Source organism: Actinospica sp. (assembly GCF_035552695.1).
In the GTDB taxonomy this organism is placed as follows: Bacteria; Actinomycetota; Actinomycetes; order Streptomycetales; family Catenulisporaceae; genus Actinospica.
The window spans coordinates 1-17,834 of sequence record NZ_DASZKT010000135.1; the positions used below are offsets into that span (position 1 = coordinate 1).

Here is a 17,834-nt window from a genome sequence, read left to right on the forward strand (position 1 = left end):
ATGGCGCTCGCGGTCACCTCGCGCACGCTGCCGGCGGCGGCGAGCCGAGCGGCGGCGGCCAGGATCGTCTCCTGCCGGGCACGCTTGGCCTCGGGGGTGCGGGCACGTTCGAAGGCGAGATCGGTCACCGTCCAAGCATACCAGCCTACCGCAACCTCGTTGTAGTACGACTGAGTCTCTCAAACTCTAACACAATTAAGTTGTGGTAGATGGCCGATTTTCGGCCCGTACTGCAACTGGATTGCAGTACGGGCCGAAACGGTGTTGTACTAGAGCCATGGCTACACAGCCGAACACCTGGTTCATCACCGGTTCCTCCCGCGGCTTAGGCCGTTCCCTGGCCGTCGCCGCCCTCGAGGCCGGCGACAACGTCGTGGCGAGCGCCCGCAGGCCCGAACAGCTCGCCGAGCTGGCCGCCAAGTACGGCGACCGGGTGCTCCCGGTCGCCCTGGACGTGACCGACGCCGCCGCGGCCGAGGCCGCGCTCACCGCCGGGCTCGAGAAGTTCGGGCGGATCGACGTGTTGGTCAACAACGCCGGCTACGCCAACCTCGCACCCGTCGAGACCACCCGCGAGGCCGACTTCCGCCGCCAGTTCGACACTAACTTCTGGGGCGTCTACAACGTCTCCAAGGCCGCTCTGCCGCTGCTCAAGAAGCAGGGCGCGGGCATCGTGATCCAGTTCTCCTCGATCGGCGGACGCGTCGGCCACACCCCCGGGCTCGGCTCCTACCAGGCGGCCAAATTCGCCGTCGACGGGTTCACCCGCGTCCTCGCGGCCGAGACCGCACCGTTCGGCATCCGCTACCTCGTGGTCGAGCCGGGCGGCTTCGCCACCGACTGGGCCGGCGCCTCCATGCAGGTCGAGGACGTGCCGCAGGACTACCGCCAGACCGTCGGCGCCATGGGCGAACTGCTGCGCGGCGGCAACGTCGCAGCGGGCGACCCCGACCGGGCCGCGGAAATCCTCGTACGCGTCGTACACGCCGACAACCTGCCCAGCCACCTGCTGCTCGGCGCCGGAGCGGTCGCGATGGCCCTGGACTACTCCCGCAGCCAGATCACCGAAGCGAGCGCCTGGCAGGCCGTGTCCGCCTCCGCCGACACCGGCGCCGACTACCCGGTCGACCTGCCCGCCGCCCGCTAGACCCGGACGGGAAGTCGTCGAGCGCGGCATCCCCATGAAGCGCGTCGGCATGAGCCAGGAGATCGCCACCGCGGTCGCGTTCCTGCTCTCGCTCGACGCGTCGTACATCAACGGCGCCCACCTCGCGGTCGACGGCGGCTTCCTCGCCTGAGCGCGCTCGACCCGACTCGAGTTGAGGCTCTTGACATGCCACGACGCGACCACCCTCACATCGACCGGCGTGCCGCGTTCAAGGCCCGCCAACTGCAGGTGATCACCAGGGTGATGATGCCCCTGGTATTCCGCTCGCCGCAGCTGCAGTTCGCCACCGAACCGACCGCGAAACCGACGACTGCGACCGTCCCGACCCGGCACGGGCCGGTGCGCGCCCTCGTGTACGCCCCGACCACCGGACAGAACGACAAAGAAAAATGAGGACAGACAACGACATGCCGGACACCGAGCCGACTGCCGTGCCGGACGACGCGGAGCGAGGGTGCGGAGGATCAGGGTTCTGCGCGCTCGGCGGCGTAGCCGGGGAGGGCTCGGAGCAACTGCAGGACGAGGTCCGGGCCCTCGGCCATGACGTTATGCCGGGTGTTCCAGTAGTGGACGGCCATCGTCGGATCGGCCTCGGCCCGGCGGGTGGACAGGGTCATGGGTGATTCGCCCGGCCAGCTCGCGGCGACGTAGTGCTTGGTCGGCACATCGCGCCAGGCGCCGGTCAGTTCGAGGGCTTGAAGGAGCGTTGCGACCGGCTGCGGTCGGGCTCGTCGGTCGAAGAACGGCAGCGGGTCCACGCCGTAACCGGTGCGCGCGCATCCGGCGACGTACCAGGCGCGCTGATCGTCGTTGGTCAGCGACCAGCACGAGTCGCCGGTCTCGGGCAGGAAGGCGTCGAGGTACACCAGCGCCGCGATCCGCCCGGGGAACCGGTCGGCGACGCCGGTGATCACCGAGCCGGCGTAGCTGTGGCCGACCAGCACGGTGTCCGCATCCTCCGGGACGCTCGCGGCCACCTGGTCGACGTGCGTGGCCAGTGTGATGAGCCGATCGAGGCGGGGCTCGTGCTCGAGGCCCGCGAGCGTCAGCGGAATGGCCGCGTGCCCGTCCTGTTCGAGGAGCTGTGCGAGAGGCTCGTACCACCAGCCGCCGTGGCAGGCGCCGGGAACCAGGACGAAAGTGCTCACTACTGTCCTCCGGGTGTGTGAGTGCTTTGGGTGGTCCGGCTTGGTGAGGGTCAGACCAGTCCGGATTCGTAGGCGAAGACGACGAGTTGTGCCCGGTCCCGGGCCGAGAGCTTCGTCATGGCGCGTGAGACGTGGGTTTTCGCGGTGGCCGGGCTGATGGACAGGCTTGCGGCGATCTCTTCGTTGTTGAGGCCTTGGCCCACCAGCGCGACCACCTCGCGTTCCCGGTCGGTGATCAGGGCGAGCCGACCCTCCTTCTCGGAGGATCGGGTGCGGCGGGTGAATTCGGAGATGAGCCGGCGGGTGACGCTGGGGGCGAGCAGCGCCTCGCCGTGCGCGACGACGCGTACGGCGCGGCGCAGTTCGTCGGGTTCCACGTCCTTGAGCAGGAATCCGCTGGCTCCAGCGCGTAGTGCGCTGTGGATGTATTCGTCGAGTTCGAAGGTGGTCACCACGATGATGCGGGTGGCTGAGAGCATCGGATCGGAGCACATCCGGGCGGTGGCCGCGATGCCGTCCAGGCGCGGCATGCGCACGTCCATGAGCACCACGTCGGGGCGGACGCGGTGGGCCGTCTCGATCGCCTCGATGCCGTCGGTGGCCTCGCCGACCACTTCGATGTCCGCGGTCCTGGCCAGCAGCGCATGGAAGCCCGCGCGGACCAGGGCCTGGTCGTCGGCGAGCAGGACGCGGATCACGGTGCCTCCCAGGGGAGTCGGGCGAGGACGCGGTAACCGCCTTCGGGGCGTGCTGCCGCGTGCAGTTCGCCGCCGAGGGCCTCGGCCCGCTCGCGCATGCCCACCAGGCCGAAGCCCGGAGCACCGCCGGCGGGTGCGCCGCGACCGTCGTCGGCGACCTCGATCGTGAGAGCGTCCTGCTCGTGCCGGAGGGCCACCGTGGCGCGTCGGGCCGAGGCGTGCCGGATGACGTTGGTCAGGGATTCCTGGACGATGCGGTAGGCGGTGAGTTGAAGCAGGGCGGAGGCCTCGTCAAGGTCCTGATCGACCGACAGTTCCACGTCCAGGCCGGCGTCTTGGACCTGCGCGACGAGCTCGGGCAGTTGGGCCAGGCCCGGCTGCGGGCGGGCGTCGGCCGCGCCGCTGCCGCGCAGCAGGCCGAGGGTGGCCCGTAGTTCGGGCATCGCCTGCTTGGCGGCCCCGCGCACGATGAGCATCGCCTCGCGGGCTTGGTCCGGGCTGTCGGTCATGGTGTCCAGGGCGACGCTGCTCTGCACCGCGACCACGGAGATCGTGTGTGCCAGCACGTCGTGCAGTTCGCGTGCGATGCGCAGCCTTTCCTCAGCGAGGCGGCGACCCAGGTGGGCCTCTGCGGTCGACGCGGCTTGGCGAACCTGTTCTTCGTGCCCGATCCGGCGTTTGCGGGCGGCCTCGCCGGCTACCGCCGCCGCGGCCAGGCCCACGGCCGGCATCGACACGGGAAAGTCGTACCAGGACAGGGCGTTCGGCGGCAGAGTCGGTACCAGCCAGCTCGCGGCCGCCACGACCAGGGCATAGCGGAGACCGCGGTACGTGGCCAGGGTGTAGCAGCCGAGGAACAACAGCAGGGCCGGGGCGAAGCCGGGATAGCCGACCAGGTGGTAGGCGAGGCAGCACAGCAGGCAGCCGACGGTGGCGGCCAGGGCGTGTTTGGAAAGTAGCGTCGTACCCGGCGATACTTTCCGAACACGACCTGGCGGCCGGCGGCGGCTCTGCAGCAGGCACCCGGCCGCGCCGAGGGTGAGCAGGTAGGCGCCGAAGGCGGGTGGCACCGGGCGGGTGGCGAAGTGCAGTTCGGTCCACACGCCGAAGCAGGCGAACACCGCGACCGAACCGGTCAGTGCCAGTTCGGCGCGGATCTGCGATCGCGGCATCACGAGTGCAGCGTACGTGGTCAGGCTGCGGCGGCAGCTGATCGGCGCGGCCTGCGGTAGACCCAGGTGGCGAGCAGGCCGAGGCCGACGGTCCAGCCGGCCAGCACGGCCACGTCGGCTGCCGCGGGCGCCCCTCCGCCGGCGATATGCCAGCCGAGATCGGCCAGGCGGTAGGTGGGCAGGGCGTCGGCCACCGTCCGGAACGAGGCCGGCAATACGCTGGGCGGCACCCACAGGCCGCCGAGGATGGACATCGCGAGATAAACGGCGTAGCTCAACGGGAACGCCGTCTCGCCGCCCACCGCGTACCCGATGGCGATACCGAGAAGGGCGAACGGCAAGCAGCCCACCCACATCGCCGCCGCCATCGCCGCCCACTGCCAGGCGTCCAGCCCCACGCCCTTGAATGCCGCCCCGGTTGCACACACCAGCAGGAGCGCGGGAAGCGCCACGACCATCCCGGCCGCGAGTTTGGCCGCCATCACCTGACGGGTCGCCAGCGGCATCGAGCGCAACTGCTCGAGCCAGCCGCTGCTGCGCTCGTGGGCGATCCGCGGACCGGTCGCGGACAGGGCGCCCCAGATCCCGCCGTACGCGGCCATCGCCACCATGATCTCGATGGTTCCCTTCAGCTCTCCCGGCTTCGCCGGATCCTTGCCGAAGATCGTTGCGAAAAGCAGGTAGAAGCCGACGGGCGTGATCACCGCCATCGCGAGGTATCGCGGATCCCGCAGCATGCGCAGGCATTCCAGGCGGAAGTAGTACCAGGTCATCGGGGCTCCTCGGTGGTGAGTCGCAGGAACGAGTCGTCCAGGCTTGGCGGGATCACGCTGAGGTCCTGCCACCGATGCGGGCCGGAGGCCAGTGCGCGCACGGCCGCGTCCGGGTCATCCGTTCGCACGGTCACCCAGCCGTCGTCGACGGTCACGGTGCCGGGCAGCACCGGCCGTGCGGCATCGACCGGCAGGCGGAATCGCACGATGGCGCTCCCGGCGCCGGTCCGCAGCTCCGCCGGGGTACCGTCGGCCACGATCCGGCCGCGCGCCATCACCACGACCCGGTCGGCGTTCTCCTCGACCTCTTCCAGGTAGTGGGTGGCGAACAGCACCGTCCGGCCGGAGGCCGTGTAGGCGCGCATCGCCGTCCAGAACTCGCGGCGGCCCTGCACGTCCAGAGCCCGGGTCGGCTCGTCCAGCAGCATGGTTTCCGGGTTGGCTACGGCCACCAGCGCGAACTTGACCCGCTGGGCCTGACCGCCGGACAGCCGGTCCACCCGTCGCCGGGAAAGAGTGGTGAGGCCGGCAAGCTCCAACGCCTCAGCGGTGGAAAGCGGGGCCGGGTACAGGCGCCGTCCCAACTCGATCAGCTCGGCGACGGTCACCCCGGGCATCAGCCCGCTGTCTTGGAGCATGGCGGCGATGCCTCCGGCCGCCACGGCGGCGCGAGGCGGCCGGTCGCCGACAGTGACCGAACCGGTGTCGGGCTCGGTCAACCCCATCAGCATGGCGACTGTCGTCGACTTGCCGGCGCCGTTGGGTCCGAGCAGGGCGACGGTGCGGCCGCGGGGAATGTCGAGCGTGACATCGTCGACGGCGACGAGAGCGCCGTAGCGCTTGGTCACCGCTTGGACGGAGATCGCTGTATCCATGCGTCCACCATCCGGCAGGCAGGCCACCGGCCGCGTCGGGTGGGAGGTGCGTCGTGTATACGACGTGGGGAGTACGCCGGGCGCGGGCACCCGATGAAGAGCGCTTATTCGGAGGTGAACTTCGCGGATACGCGCTTAGGGCTTGACCATGCGGGCGACCGCTGTGTCCGCGAAATCGGCGAGCCCGTCGCGGTCGGTGGACAGGCTCAGGTCTTGCCAGGCGGCGTCCTCCCGCGCGCGGGCTCGGGCGATCTGCGGCGCGAGCCACACCGCGTCCGAGCCGAGAAGCAGTCGGACCGGGGGCTGGGGTTCCTCGGTGATCCGCAGGATCGCGTGCGCCATCTTCGCCGGATCTCCGCGCTGGACATCGGGGTTCAGGCTGTAGGCGCGCACGAACTCGCCGACCGTCGCGTCGTACTCTTCGCGCAGGTGCGGTACCGACACCGCTGAGGACGCCCAGGCCGTGCGGATTCCTCCGGCCGCGACGAGCGTGGCGTGAATCGCCAGCGGTGCCACCTCGCGGGCGAGGATCTCCGTGAAGCCGCCCAGCGCCCATTTCGAGGCCTGATAGGCGCCGAGCCCGGGCTGGGCCCGGCGGCCACCGATGGTCGAGACGTTGATGATGTGGCCCGCGCGCCGTGGACGCATTTCGGCTAGGACTGCGCGCACCGTGTTGACGGCCGCCCGCAATCTGGCCTCCGTCCTGCGCACGGGGGCCCGCCTCCTGGCGGAGGACCCTGGCACACCGATGGCAACCATTGCCGCAGCAGCAGGCGTCGACCGCACCACCCTTCATCGCCGCTTCGCGAATCGGGAGGCGCTGCTGCGCGCCGTCTTCCAGGCCAAGCTCGACTCGGCCGAGCGGGTGTTGGACGAGGCGCGGCTGACCGAGGCGCCGGTGTCGATCGCCCTCCACCGCTATCTGGAGGGAATCATCCCGGTCAGCCGGGAGTGGCCCGTCGACACACGCCGCATGATGCAGAAGGACCCCGAAGCGAACACCCGCCGAGAAGCGCAGAGCGCGCGCCTGAGCGCCTTCATCCAGCGCGCCCGCGACACGGGCTACCTGCGCGCCGACATCGATCCGGCCTGGGAACGCGCAGCCCTCGACGCACTCGTGGACAGCGTCGCCCACGAGTTCCCCGCAGTAGATCCCCCACAGGCCGCCGACCTCATCGCGGACACCTTCTTACGTGGCCTCGGCACGACCTGACCCCACGGAACTCGCACCGCGTGCACTCGACGCGCCGCAGACATCAAGAAACCCGCTTAGATGCCTCAAGGGTATTACAGCCGACGGATTAGGTCGTGGACACCGCGGATGGACCAGCGCCAGGGTGGAGTTCGTAACCAGTCATCGGTAGGCGGAGAGCGTCTACGTCTCCTCGTGTCGGCGGTGCGGGCCATGTGTGCGGCCATGTGTCACGTGGCTCAGAGTCACCTGGCTCAGAGATGTGCCATCAGCACGTTGATCGCCAGTGACCCGTTCCCTGAAAGGTGATGATCATGAAGATCGCGTTCCTCGGTCTCGGCCGCATGGGCCGGGAGATGGCCGCCCATCTCGTCGCCGACGGCCATGACGTCACGGTGTGGAATCGGACCCGCAGCGCGACCGTCCCCTTGACGGATCTCGGTGCCTTGGCCGCGGCGACGGCCTCCGACGCTGTCGATGGCGCGGAAGTCGTCATTACCGCGTTGTTCGGCCCGGATGCGGTCCGTGAGGTTGTTGTGGATGCCGGGCTGCCTATTGCCCACGGAGCGCTGTGGATCGACGTCACTACCATCTCCCCCGCTGACGCGACGTCATTCGACACGTGGGCACAGGCACAAGGTGTTGCCTACGTGCACGCCCCCGTGATCGGTTCGCTCCCGCCGGCGCGCGCTCGGAGCTGGGCGTTCTCCTCGGCGGCGCCCCGGAGGCGGTGGCCCGAGCCCGGGAGATCGCCGTGTGGGCCGACACGTCCAAAATCAAGACCTACGAGTCACCGGCGAAGGCCGCGGTGGCCAAGCTCATCGCGAACCTGACGGTGGCGCTGAGCACGCAGGGGCTGGTCGAAGCGCTGCGTCTCGGACACTCCAACGACCTGGGCACCGAGGAGATCCTGTCCACACTCGACCTGACCTTGTTCGCCGGAATCAAGGCGATCAAGGGCGATGTGATCACCGCGTGCACCTTCGACGACACACAGTTCTCCGCCGATCTGCTCGCCAAGGACCTGAGGCTGATGCTGCACAGCAGCCAGTACCCGCTGCCCGCGATCGCCACCGTCTTCGAGTCACTGCAAACCGCTGTCCGCGCCGGGCACGGAAACGACGACCTCTCCGTCATCGCGGCCAACGACGCGAAGTAACACACGGCGAGATCCACTCCTGACATCTCAGTGCTCGAAGCATCTCCGGCGGAGCGCGACGGGCACACTGGATCCCTCCCGCTTGCGGGACTGGGCGCCGTCCGCCCTCGGCTGGTTGGCGTCCGGTGCTCGCGAGTGTGCGGACTCGGTGCCGGACGCGCAGGGCATAAGGTGGGCAAGTGCCAGAAGAAGCTACCCGTATCGCGCCGGGGCCCACGTCCGCCGCCCGTCCGCGCCGTTACCTGCGCGCGAAGCTCGCCTTGCCGGCCGTGCTGGCCGTGGGCCTGTTGAGCGCGGCCTGCGGTTCGTCGTCCGCTCCGGCTCCCGCCGCCACCGCGACCCTGCCCTCGGTCACGGGCGCCGTCGGCCAGGCGGCCGTGATCACTCCGGCCCAGGGGTCGACACCATCGAACAAGCTGGAGACGAAGGTCCTGGTGGCCGGCAGCGGGCCGGTGCTGGCGAACAGCGAATTGGCGGTGGCCAACTACACCGTCTACAACTGGTCGCAGAAAAAGAAGCTGGGTGACACCTACGCCTCCGCCAGTCAGGCCGTGGCGCAGCCCCAGGGCTTGCAGATCGGCTCGAGTTCGACGCTCCCCGCCTTCAGCACCGCGCTGACCGGGGCGAAGGTGGGCAGCCGGATCGAGGTGGTGGCCCCGCCGGCCGACGCCTTCGGCAGCCAGGGCAATTCCCAGGCCGGCGTCGGCCCCAACGACGTGCTGGTCTTCGTGCTCGACGTGGTGGCCGGCTATCCGGGCAACGCCGACATCACCGGCACCATGAGCTCGCAGACCGACGCCTCGCTCCCCAAGATCGTCGGCGAGCCGGGCGCGGGCAACCCGACCGTGAATATCCCCACGGGCGTCAAGCCGCCCGCCAACCTGGTCGCGAACGTGCTGATCCAAGGGCACGGACCGACGGTCGCCAAGGGGCAGACCCTGGTGATGCAGTACACGGGCGTGGACTGGAACACCGGGAAGAACTTCGACTCCTCGTTCACCCGGAAGACGGCCTTCACCACCGCGATCGGCGAGAACGCGGTCATCCCGGGCTGGGACCAGGGCCTGGTCGGCAAGCACGTCGGCGACCGGGTGCTGCTGGTCGTCCCGCCCTCGCTCGGTTACGGGCCCTCGGGCGGCCAGTCCTCAGCGGGCATCGGCGCCAGCGACACGCTGGTGTTCGTGGTCGACATCGTCGCAGCGATTTAGCCCAGACGCGTCAGCTTCTCGACTCTGCATGCGACGCGCTGCTGCCCGCCGGAAGCTCCGGCGGGCAGCAGCGCGTACGCAATCAATCGCGTCTCAGGGACGGTTGCGAGAAGATTCCGGATACGGGAGGATCGGCGTAGGTGTTCGCACTATCGGATCCGATTGCGATCCTCTACGCGAGGGGCTAGGACATAGCCAACCCGTTCGAGGACGAAGACGCCGAGTTCCTGGTGCTGGTGAACGAAGAGAATCAGCATTCATTGTGGCCGCTGCAGATCGATGTCCCGGCGGGATGGACGGTAACGTTCGGCTCAGCCCGGGGCTGCACTTCGATGATCGCTGATCCTTCAGAGTCTCAGAGGGCTTAAAAAGACCCCTGCGATGTGTGGCGTCGGCTATTCGAAGTGAGGGCAGCGCTGACGGAGTGATGCGTGTGACTCGCCGCTCTTTCTGAGCAGGACGAATAGCGAATCAGCACCCTCGTACCAATAGCGGCCTTTGCGGATGCATGGTTAAGCGCGTCCGGCGTCGCGAAACGCACCGACACGCCCTCGATCCCGAGCGACGCGACGGCGTCGGCGACAGCATCCTGATCCGCTCCGGCCGCGACGAGCGCGCCGAGCAGCATGTCCCCGGCGACTCCGAGCACGCAGTCGAGAAAGGCCGCCGTGCTCAAGCCTTCCCCTCCACAGATTTGCCCTCCACCGCGACGGCGGCACGCAGGATCTTCGCCGCGTGGACCGCGGCGCCGAACCCGTTGTCGATGTCGACGACCGCGAGACCGGGCGCGCAGGAGGCCAGCATCGCGCCGCCGCGGCCAGGCCGCCGGCGCTCACGCCGTATCCGACGCTGGTCGGCACCGCCCACCACCGGAGCGGCCACCAGCCCCGACACGACGCTCGCGAGCGCGCCCGGCGCGAACTGGCCGACGCACGCCGGACGGCGGCCGAGCTCGGCGTGCCCCTCATCGAAGCGGCCACCCACGAGACCGAGCTCGACGGCTACCGCCGCAACCTCGGCGACCGCTGCTACTTCTGCAAGTCGACGGTCCTGGCCACCGCGCGGTCGATCGCGGACGAACGCGGCTTCGCACACGTGGCCACCGGCACGCAGACCGACGACCGCGCGGCGCCGCACCGCCCCGGGCTGCGCGCGGCCGGTGAGCTCGGAGTCGTCGAGCCGTTGGTCATCGCAGGCCTCGACAAGGCCATGGTGCGGTCGCTGCCGGCTTGTCTGGCCTCCAGGATCCAGGCGGGCGTCACCGTCAGTGTCCCGCTGCTCGGCGTGGTCGAGCGCGCCGAGCAGCAGGTCCGCGACTTCCTGGCCGGGCAGGGCATCCCAGTGAGCGATCTCAGGGTCCGGATACTTCGGGACGCGTTCCGGGTAGAGCTCGATCCCTCGGCCCACGCCGCCGTGCGAGCCGAGCCCGAGCTGCCCGAACTGCTGCTCGGCGCTCTGCGCTCGATCAACGCGACGCTGGCCGGGCCCGGGCTGCTGACCGCCCACCGCACCGGCTCGGTCGGCCACGTCCCCTAGACTAACTGCAAGTCCTTGCGAGTTCATGCAAGAGACTGATCGGTTGGCGCACTTTCGAGATCACAGTACCGAAAATAGTTCACGAACACCTCTTGCTAGGAGCACCGCGCGAGACGTACTGTCCCCTCACCTCATGGCGTTCCGTTCCTTCGCCGCGAGTAACAGCGGTTCCATCGGCACGAGAGAGAAGCACTCAAATGTCACGGAGCACCACAGGAGTCGCCGCCGCCACGGCTGCCGCGGTGGGACTCAGTGTCCTGCTCGGGGGCCCGGCGAAGGCCGACTCGGTGGCCAGCGGTCAGGCGCCCGTCGTCACCCGCGCGGCCATCGACCCGTCGCTGGTCGCCGGGAGGGGCGCCGACGTCGGGTTCATCGAGCAGAACGCGTTCAACGCGGCCACGAACGGCACGATCATCGGGCCGTCCACGGACGCGTACACGCTGCCGTCCGAGGCGACCGGCAGGGAGGCGGTCACGCTCCAGCCAGGCCAGTACGTCGAGTTCACGCTCCCCGCCACGACGAACGCGATCACGGTCCGGTACAGCATCCCCGACGCGCCGAACGGCGGCGGGATCACCTCGCCGCTCGATGTCACGGTCAACGGCCACGGCCACCAGACCATGGCGCTCACCTCGCAGTACGCATGGCTCTACAACGAGTATCCGTTCTCCAACGACCCGACCGCCGGGCCGCTGGAACCCGACTGGTGGACGACGGAGTGCAGCTGCGTTCCCGACCAGACCACCCCGGAGCCCGTCTTCCCGACGCCGTTCCGGCCGCAGCACTACTACGACGAGCAGCGCCTGCTGCTCGGCCGCACCTACCAGGCGGGCGAGAAGCTCCGGCTGACCGTCCCGGCCGGTGCCGCGGCGACGACCATCGACGTGATGGACAGTCAGCTCGTCGCCCCGCCGAAGTTCGACCCGTTCGCGGTCAACGCGCTGCTGTTCGGCGCCGACCCGACCGGCCGACGGGACTCGGCCCCCGCCATGGACGCGGCGATCGCGTTCGCGCAGAAGGTCCACCGGCCGGTGTACGTCCCGCCGGGCACGTACCAGGTGAACCGGCACATCATCGTCGACAACGTGACGATCGAGGGCGCGGGCAGCTGGTACACGATCTTCAAGGGGCACCAGGTCACCCTGAGCACACCGGCCCCCGACGGCTCGATCCACACCGGCGTGGGCTTCTACGGTCTGTACGCGAACCAGGGCGGCAGCACGAACGTCCACCTGTCCGACTTCGCCATCGAGGGCGATGTGCGTGAGCGCATCGACACCGACCAGGTGAACGGCGTCGGCGGATCGCTGAGCAACTCGACCATCGACGGCCTCTACATCCAGCACACCAAGGTCGGCATGTGGTTCGACGGCCCGATGACCAATCTGAAGATCACCAACAACCAGATCGCCGACCAGATCGCGGACGGCATCAACTTCCACACCGGGGTCACGAACTCCTTGGTGCAGAACAACTTCATCCGCAACACCGGCGACGACGCGCTGGCGATGTGGTCCGAGGTCACCGCGGACTCCAACGACACGTTCGACCACAACACCGTGCAGACGCCGAACCTGGCGAACGGGATCGCGGTCTACGGCGGCACGGACAACACGATCTCCAACAACCTCGTCGCCGACCCCCAGCGCGAGGGCAGCGGAATCCAGGTCGGCACCCGGTTCAACGCGGTTCCCTTCACCGGGCACCTGTGGATCACGAACAACACCACGGTGCGCGCCGGAACCTTCGAACTGAACTGGAAGATCGGCCTGGGCGCGATCTGGCTGTACGCGCTGCAGGGCAGCATCAACGCGGACGTGGAGGTCACCGGGGACAACTTCCTCGACAACACCTACGACGCGATGATGCTGGTGTCCGACTTCTCGGTGAAGGACCAGTACTCGATCACGAACGTCCACTTCAGCAACATCAAGGTGGACGGCACCGGGACCGACGTGGTCAGCGCCCGGTCGTCCGGCAACGCCACCTTCCAGAACGTGGTGGCCCGCAACGTCGGCGCCGTCGGCGTCAACAACTGCGGCTCGTTCAACTTCACCGCGGCCGGGTCGGAGTTCTCGCTGACCGACCTCGGCGGCAACACCGGCGGCGGCACCACCGGGCCCTGGCTGGCCTCGTGGGAACTGCCGAACACCATCACCTGCGACGACCGTCCGACGGTGGTTCCGCCGCCGGCGCCCTCGGCCTGGTGACCGGTAGCAAGACCCGCTGAAGCAATCGTGGCGGCTGCTCGGCATCCCCGGGCAGCCGCCACCCTCGCGCCCGGCCCCGCACAACGGCTCACGGGCATGTAGGGCTGTTTCGAATCATGCCCGAACATTCGGTGATAGCCTGTGCCGATAGTCAGATCCGGCATGGGGGCGTACCAGATTGTCGATCACAACCGGTTCCGACGACCCACCGGCCGCCCATGTGGCGGCGCCGATGCCGACGAGCGTGGCCGAATTCATCGCGGCGCTTCGAGCGCTGAAGGTTCAGGCCGGCAATCCGTCGTTCGAGGATTTGCGGCGGCGCAGCGGGATACCGCGCAGACCTTCTGCTCAGGAGAAGACCTCCAGTTCGGACATCTGCGCGCCGTTCTGCACGCTGTTCGCGGTGAAGTCGAGCTGGACGTAGCGTTCGGCCGTGCCCGAGGGGAGAGTGATGGTCACGGTGTTGCCGGTCGACGGGTTCCACGTGTACGTGGCCGAAGCCGCGAGCGTGGCCCAGGTCGAGTCGTTCGTGGAGCCGAGCACCGAGAGGGTCTGGGTGCGCGTCTGCCAGGCCGAGGACGGCGGGAGGTCGAGCACCGTGCTGCCGATCGTGGTGGTCGAGCCGAGGTCCACGGTGTAGGTGGCGGGCCAGGATCCGTTCACGCTCTCCCAGTACGTGCTCGTGTTGCCGTCGACCGCGTTGGCGGGCGCGTAGTTCTGGGTGGAGCTCGAGGCGGTGACCGGCCGGTTCAGGGCCAGGTCGGTGCTCGAGGCGGTCCCGGTGCCGGAGAGCGCCACCGTCAGGGTGCTGTTGCTCGCGTTGCTGGCGACGGAGAGGCTCCCGGTGCTCGAGCCGGTCGCGGTCGGCGCGAAGGTGACCGAGGCTGTGCACGTCGCGCCTGCCGCGAGCGAGCCGCCGCAGGTGTTGGTCTCCGCGTAGGGCGCGGCGGTGGAGATCGAGCTGATCGAGGCCGCCGCCGTACCGGTGTTGGAGATCGTCACGCTCTGCGCGGCGCTGGTCGTGCCGGTGTTCTGGTTGCCGAAGGAGAGCGAGCTCGGCGAGGCCGAGAGCGTGGCGCTCGGGGAGCCGTTGCCCGAGCCGGCCGCCGGGAAGATCTCGAACTCGCTGACCTGGGCCGCGTTCCATCCGGTGTTCGCGGTGAACGACAGCTCAAGGTACTGATCGTTCGTGCCGGACGGCAGGTTGATCGACACCGTGTTGCCCGTCGCCGGATTGAGGGTGTAGTTCGCGGAGGGAACCAGCGTGGTGTAAGTGGTGCCGTTGGCCGAACCGAGCACCGAGAGCGTCTCAGTGCGCGTCGACCACGCGGTGGACGGCGGCAGAGTCAGCGTCACCGAACCCAGCGGGTAGGAGTGGCCGAGGTTCGCGGTCAGCGTCTGCGGATAGGCCGACCCGTCCAGGCTCTCCCAGTACGAACTGGTGTTGCCGTCGTTCGCGTTCGACGCCGGGAAGCCGGACGCGCTGCTGCTCGCCGTCATCGTCCCGGCCAGTGCCAGGTTGGTGCTCGAGCCGATGCCGCTGCCGGACAGCGTCACCGTGGTCGGGCTGTTGTTGGCATTGCTGGTGATCGTCAGCGTGCCCGGGTTGGCACCGTTGGCCGTCGGGGTGAATCCGACCGTCACCGTGCAGGAGCCGTTGACCGCGACGGTGGAGCAGTTGTTGGTCTCGGTGTACGGGCCGGTCACCGCGACGGACGACACCGTCGCCGAACTGGTGCCCGAGTTGCTCACCGTGACGGTCTGCGAGGGCGCGGCCGTGCCGACGACCTCGTTCGGGAAGCTCAATGCGCCCGGGGAGGCGCCGAGCACCGGGCCCGGCGCGGTGCCCGTGCCGGAGAGGGTGGTCGTGCTGGTGACGCCTCCGGCCGTGACCGTGAGAGTTCCGCTCTGCGCGCCGGCGGCGGTCGGGGTGAAGGTCACGCTGGCCGTGCACGAGCCGCCCGCCGCGATCGAGGAGCCGCAGTTGTTCGTCTCGGCGAAGGGCCCGGTGACGGCGATGGACGAGACCGCCGCGGCTGAGCTGGTCGGGTTGAGCACCGACACGCTCTGCGCGGAGCTGGTCTGACCGACTGCCAGCGAGCCGAAGCTCAGTGCACTCGGCGTGGTGTACACACCGGTGGAGAAGGCCAGGTAGTGCAGACTCCAGCCGGAGTTGTCCTGGTCGACGGTGATGGTCTGCTGGCCGGCGGACAGCGTCACGGTGTCGGACACCGTGGTCCACGTCTGTGCACCGCCTGTCGCCGGGATGGCCTCCGCGCCGGTCAGGGCGTTGCCAGCGGAGTCCGTGAGATGGAAGGCATCGGATACACCGCTCGTCGAAGCGGCGCGGATGTTCACGGTGTAGGTCCCGGCGGTGGCGACGTTGACCGTGTACTTGAACCACTGGCCGGCTGCCGTCCAGGCCAGATCGTCGCCGCTACCGGTGTCCGAGGTCTTCTCCAGGTCCACGGCGTCGGACCGATAGGCGGTGTCGGTGCCGTTGACGGAGCTGACGTAATACGCGACGGCCTGCCCGCCGGCGTCGTAGTTCGCCGCCTGGACCGTGCCTGGCACCGCCGCGGAGGTGCCGCCGTAGGGCGCCTCGGCCGTGCCGTTCTGCCAACTGTTGCCGCTCGTCGTCGCGGTGAAGCCGCTGGAGTCGTTGAGGAAGGCGGACATGCCGGACGCGAGCCCGGTGACCGAGTTTCCGGTGATGGTGGCGTTTCCGCTGGGCGCCGGGTAGTACTGCGGCGAGATCACGATGCCGTTGCGCCACGGGTTGATGATCTGATTGCCCGACAGCGTGGTGCTGGTCGATGTGGAGAAGTCGAGCCCGTCGTAGACCGGATTGATGATCGTGTTGCCGGTGGCGACGGTATTGGAGACGACGCCGACGTTCTGGCCGTCGCCGCCATTGCCGATCTGCATCGCCGGCTGGCCCTGGAAGTAGGCGTTGCCGCCGGAGCGGACGACGACGTTGCCGGAGACGTTCGCGCCGGTCATGTCGCTGCCGTTGGTACCGAAGCGCCCGACGCCGAGACCGATGTAGCGTGCGGTGTCCGCGATGTAGTTGTCTTCGACATGATGGCCTGAGCCGCCGTAGACGCCGATTCCCTTGCCGGCCCACGGTGCGAGCAGCGAGTTGTGCTCCATCGTGATGTTCGACATCGCGGTGTACGTCGTCGACCCGTTGTTGGCGACCGAGTTGATCGCCATCGCGTCGTCTCCGGTGCCTCTGATGAAGTTGTTCTCGACCGTGATGTTGCTGCCCGATGTACCGGTCAAGGACACATTGTTGATGTTGCAGCCGTCCGCGAAGATGTCGGTGAAGTAGTTGTTCTCCACGGTGCCGCCAGTCCCGGAGGCCCACACGCTGGACTCGACGTGCTGGACCCACATGCTCTCGATCGACCAGTTGGTGCCGGTGGTGTCTTCAGCACCGCCGCCGCCGTCCGCTTCGCCGCGGCTGAGCGAGTTCGTGTCGATGTGGAAGTCCTGGATGTGGCACGAGGTGCACTGCAGCAGCGAGCCGAGAGGCGTGCTGTTGGGCAACGGCGTGTCCCGATACAGCTCGCTGTAGAGGTAACCGGCGCCCTCGATGGTGATGTTGGAGATGGGGATGCTCTGCGTGCCGATCACGTAGAACGTGCCCTGCGGGATCCAGAGGATCTTGTTCTGCGATTCCGCCTGGCTCACGCAGTTCTGGATGTCAGCCGTGCTGTCCGTCGCCCCGGCCGCGGCGGTGCCGTTGGTCGGGGTGTTGTCGGCGGTCGCTCCGCAACTGGTGATCGAGATCGAGTTCGCGGGCTGGGTGAGCGGTGCGGGCGCGTCGAACAGGTCGATCGAGTTGACCCAGTAGAACGACGCGGTGTTCGAGGAGTCCTTCACCAGCGAGACCGTCGATCCCGGCGCGATCGCGCTGCCGGTGACGAAGGCGTTGAAGTCGTCCCAGAAATCGCGCGGGTCGCCGTCCGAGGCCTTCTGGTCGGGGACGGATGAGCTGTAGTTTCCATTGCCCTCGTACTGCCAGGTCTGGATCGAGTTCATGTTGATCGCCTGGCGGAAGGTGCCGTTGACGTACAGGTCGAGGGTCGCGGTGATCCCGCCGCCGGCCGACGAGTCCGGGATCGAGGCGCGGATGTTCACGAAGTCGACCGGCGTGCCGGTGTCGTTGGTCCACTGCACGGACTGCCCGGTCCCGGTCAGCTGCACGTACGCGTGCCCGGTGGCCTCGCCCTGCGGGCTGTCGTACTCGGAGGTCGGCGCGGAGGTCAGCGACACCACGCTCGCCCCGCCGCCGAGCTGACCCTCAGGGGCCTGATACGTCGTGAACGGCGTGGTCGCGCCCGCCACACTCGGCGAGGGCGTGCCCGGCGACTGGTACGCGGTGGCGGTCGAGGCCGCCGCCAGCGCGGCGGGCGCCGGCACGATCACCAGCATGAGGCCGGCGAACGCGGTGGCCGCCGCCGTGCACATGGCTATCAGCCTGCGCGAGCGGCGGCGGGAGGACGGTGGCTGCGCGGGCGGGACGGAATGTCTCATCAGTGCTTCCCTGGTTGACGTCGTGGCGAACCTCGACCGCCGCGACGTCGCTGAGGCGCCCGTCAGGGTACTGATCCCCGTCCCCTCCGCCGCGGTTCGAGAGGGGGGCGGCCGCGGGAGACAGGAGAATGGCGCGGGCGACTGCCAGGGCAG

At 68.8% G+C, this 17,834-nt stretch carries 18 protein-coding genes and 1 pseudogene; 10 read left to right on the forward strand and 9 right to left on the reverse strand.

The window, feature by feature from the left end; genetic code table 11:
* The first annotated feature begins 277 nt into the window (after positions 1 to 277).
* From VG296_RS17305 to VG296_RS17315, 3 genes are read left to right on the forward strand one after another with little or no spacing between them, the layout of a single operon-like run.
* Positions 278 to 1,147 (forward strand): SDR family NAD(P)-dependent oxidoreductase, encoded by an 870-nt coding sequence (locus VG296_RS17305; RefSeq protein ID WP_325566774.1) that lies wholly within the window; start codon positions 278 to 280, stop codon positions 1,145 to 1,147.
* Positions 1,148 to 1,175: 28 nt separating this feature from the next.
* On the forward strand, positions 1,176 to 1,298 hold the full coding sequence (locus VG296_RS17310) for an SDR family oxidoreductase (RefSeq protein ID WP_414641106.1): 123 nt from the start codon (positions 1,176 to 1,178) through the stop codon (positions 1,296 to 1,298).
* A gap of 35 nt (positions 1,299 to 1,333) precedes the next feature.
* Positions 1,334 to 1,561, forward strand: coding sequence for a hypothetical protein (locus VG296_RS17315; protein ID WP_325566776.1), 228 nt, complete (start codon positions 1,334 to 1,336; stop codon positions 1,559 to 1,561).
* Between the two features lie 71 nt (positions 1,562 to 1,632).
* On the opposite strand, the gene VG296_RS17320 is transcribed toward VG296_RS17315, so the two are convergent.
* The 6 genes from VG296_RS17320 to VG296_RS17345 form a co-directional block, all read right to left on the reverse strand.
* Complete coding sequence (locus VG296_RS17320; protein ID WP_325566777.1) at positions 1,633 to 2,316, reverse strand: alpha/beta fold hydrolase; 684 nt, start codon at positions 2,314 to 2,316, stop codon at positions 1,633 to 1,635.
* A 50-nt stretch (positions 2,317 to 2,366) separates the two neighbouring features.
* The gene (locus tag VG296_RS17325) at positions 2,367 to 3,014 is read right to left on the reverse strand and encodes a response regulator transcription factor (protein WP_325566778.1); all 648 of its coding nucleotides are present in this window, start codon (positions 3,012 to 3,014) and stop codon (positions 2,367 to 2,369) included.
* Positions 3,011 to 4,186, reverse strand: a complete 1,176-nt coding sequence (locus VG296_RS17330; protein WP_325566804.1) for a sensor histidine kinase — start codon at positions 4,184 to 4,186, stop codon at positions 3,011 to 3,013. Before VG296_RS17330 ends, VG296_RS17325 begins: the two co-directional genes overlap by 4 nt.
* A gap of 20 nt (positions 4,187 to 4,206) precedes the next feature.
* Positions 4,207 to 4,959, reverse strand: a complete 753-nt coding sequence (locus tag VG296_RS17335; protein WP_325566779.1) for an ABC transporter permease — start codon at positions 4,957 to 4,959, stop codon at positions 4,207 to 4,209.
* The gene (locus VG296_RS17340; RefSeq protein WP_325566780.1) at positions 4,956 to 5,834 is read right to left on the reverse strand and encodes an ABC transporter ATP-binding protein; all 879 of its coding nucleotides are present in this window, start codon (positions 5,832 to 5,834) and stop codon (positions 4,956 to 4,958) included. The genes VG296_RS17335 and VG296_RS17340 overlap by 4 nt, the downstream gene beginning before the upstream one ends.
* A gap of 135 nt (positions 5,835 to 5,969) precedes the next feature.
* Entirely contained in the window at positions 5,970 to 6,545 is a 576-nt protein-coding gene (locus VG296_RS17345; protein ID WP_325566781.1) for an SDR family NAD(P)-dependent oxidoreductase, read from the reverse strand.
* A 37-nt stretch (positions 6,546 to 6,582) separates the two neighbouring features.
* Between VG296_RS17345 and VG296_RS17350 the strand changes: the two genes are divergently transcribed.
* The 5 genes from VG296_RS17350 to VG296_RS17370 all read left to right on the forward strand — a co-directional run bounded on the left by VG296_RS17350 (position 6,583) and on the right by VG296_RS17370 (position 9,761).
* Positions 6,583 to 7,047 (forward strand): TetR/AcrR family transcriptional regulator, encoded by a 465-nt coding sequence (locus VG296_RS17350; protein ID WP_325566782.1) that lies wholly within the window; start codon positions 6,583 to 6,585, stop codon positions 7,045 to 7,047.
* A 335-nt stretch (positions 7,048 to 7,382) separates the two neighbouring features.
* Positions 7,383 to 7,859, forward strand: a complete 477-nt coding sequence (locus VG296_RS32925) for an NAD(P)-binding domain-containing protein (RefSeq protein WP_349259598.1) — start codon at positions 7,383 to 7,385, stop codon at positions 7,857 to 7,859.
* On the forward strand, positions 7,757 to 8,185 hold the full coding sequence (locus tag VG296_RS17360; RefSeq protein ID WP_325566784.1) for an NAD-binding protein: 429 nt from the start codon (positions 7,757 to 7,759) through the stop codon (positions 8,183 to 8,185). The genes VG296_RS32925 and VG296_RS17360 overlap by 103 nt, the downstream gene beginning before the upstream one ends.
* 179 nt (positions 8,186 to 8,364) lie before the next feature.
* Positions 8,365 to 9,393, forward strand: coding sequence for an FKBP-type peptidyl-prolyl cis-trans isomerase (locus VG296_RS17365; RefSeq protein ID WP_325566785.1), 1,029 nt, complete (start codon positions 8,365 to 8,367; stop codon positions 9,391 to 9,393).
* 191 nt (positions 9,394 to 9,584) lie between these two features.
* Positions 9,585 to 9,761, forward strand: coding sequence for an MbtH family protein (locus tag VG296_RS17370; protein ID WP_325566805.1), 177 nt, complete (start codon positions 9,585 to 9,587; stop codon positions 9,759 to 9,761).
* On the opposite strand, the gene larC is transcribed toward VG296_RS17370, so the two are convergent.
* Both larC and VG296_RS32930 read right to left on the reverse strand, forming a co-directional pair.
* The gene (gene larC, locus VG296_RS17375; protein ID WP_325566786.1) at positions 9,758 to 10,069 is read right to left on the reverse strand and encodes a nickel insertion protein; all 312 of its coding nucleotides are present in this window, start codon (positions 10,067 to 10,069) and stop codon (positions 9,758 to 9,760) included. The genes VG296_RS17370 and larC overlap by 4 nt on opposite strands.
* Positions 10,066 to 10,305 (reverse strand): annotated as a pseudogene (locus tag VG296_RS32930) (1-(5-phosphoribosyl)-5-amino-4-imidazole-carboxylate carboxylase); the annotation flags it as partial. The pseudogene VG296_RS32930 and the gene larC, both read right to left, overlap by 4 nt.
* Before the next feature lie 45 nt (positions 10,306 to 10,350).
* On the opposite strand from VG296_RS32930, the gene VG296_RS17380 reads away from it, so the two are divergent.
* Positions 10,351 to 10,929 carry a hypothetical protein gene (locus VG296_RS17380; RefSeq protein WP_349259597.1) on the forward strand — a complete coding sequence of 193 codons (579 nt, stop codon included), beginning with the start codon at positions 10,351 to 10,353 and terminating at the stop codon, positions 10,927 to 10,929.
* A gap of 197 nt (positions 10,930 to 11,126) precedes the next feature.
* Positions 11,127 to 13,139: a glycosyl hydrolase family 28-related protein gene (locus VG296_RS17385; RefSeq protein WP_325566788.1), complete on the forward strand. Its 2,013-nt coding sequence runs from the start codon at positions 11,127 to 11,129 to the stop codon at positions 13,137 to 13,139.
* Between the two features lie 348 nt (positions 13,140 to 13,487).
* On the opposite strand, the gene VG296_RS17390 is transcribed toward VG296_RS17385, so the two are convergent.
* Positions 13,488 to 17,681, reverse strand: a complete 4,194-nt coding sequence (locus VG296_RS17390; protein WP_325566789.1) for a choice-of-anchor D domain-containing protein — start codon at positions 17,679 to 17,681, stop codon at positions 13,488 to 13,490.
* Between the last annotated feature and the right edge of the window lie 153 nt (positions 17,682 to 17,834).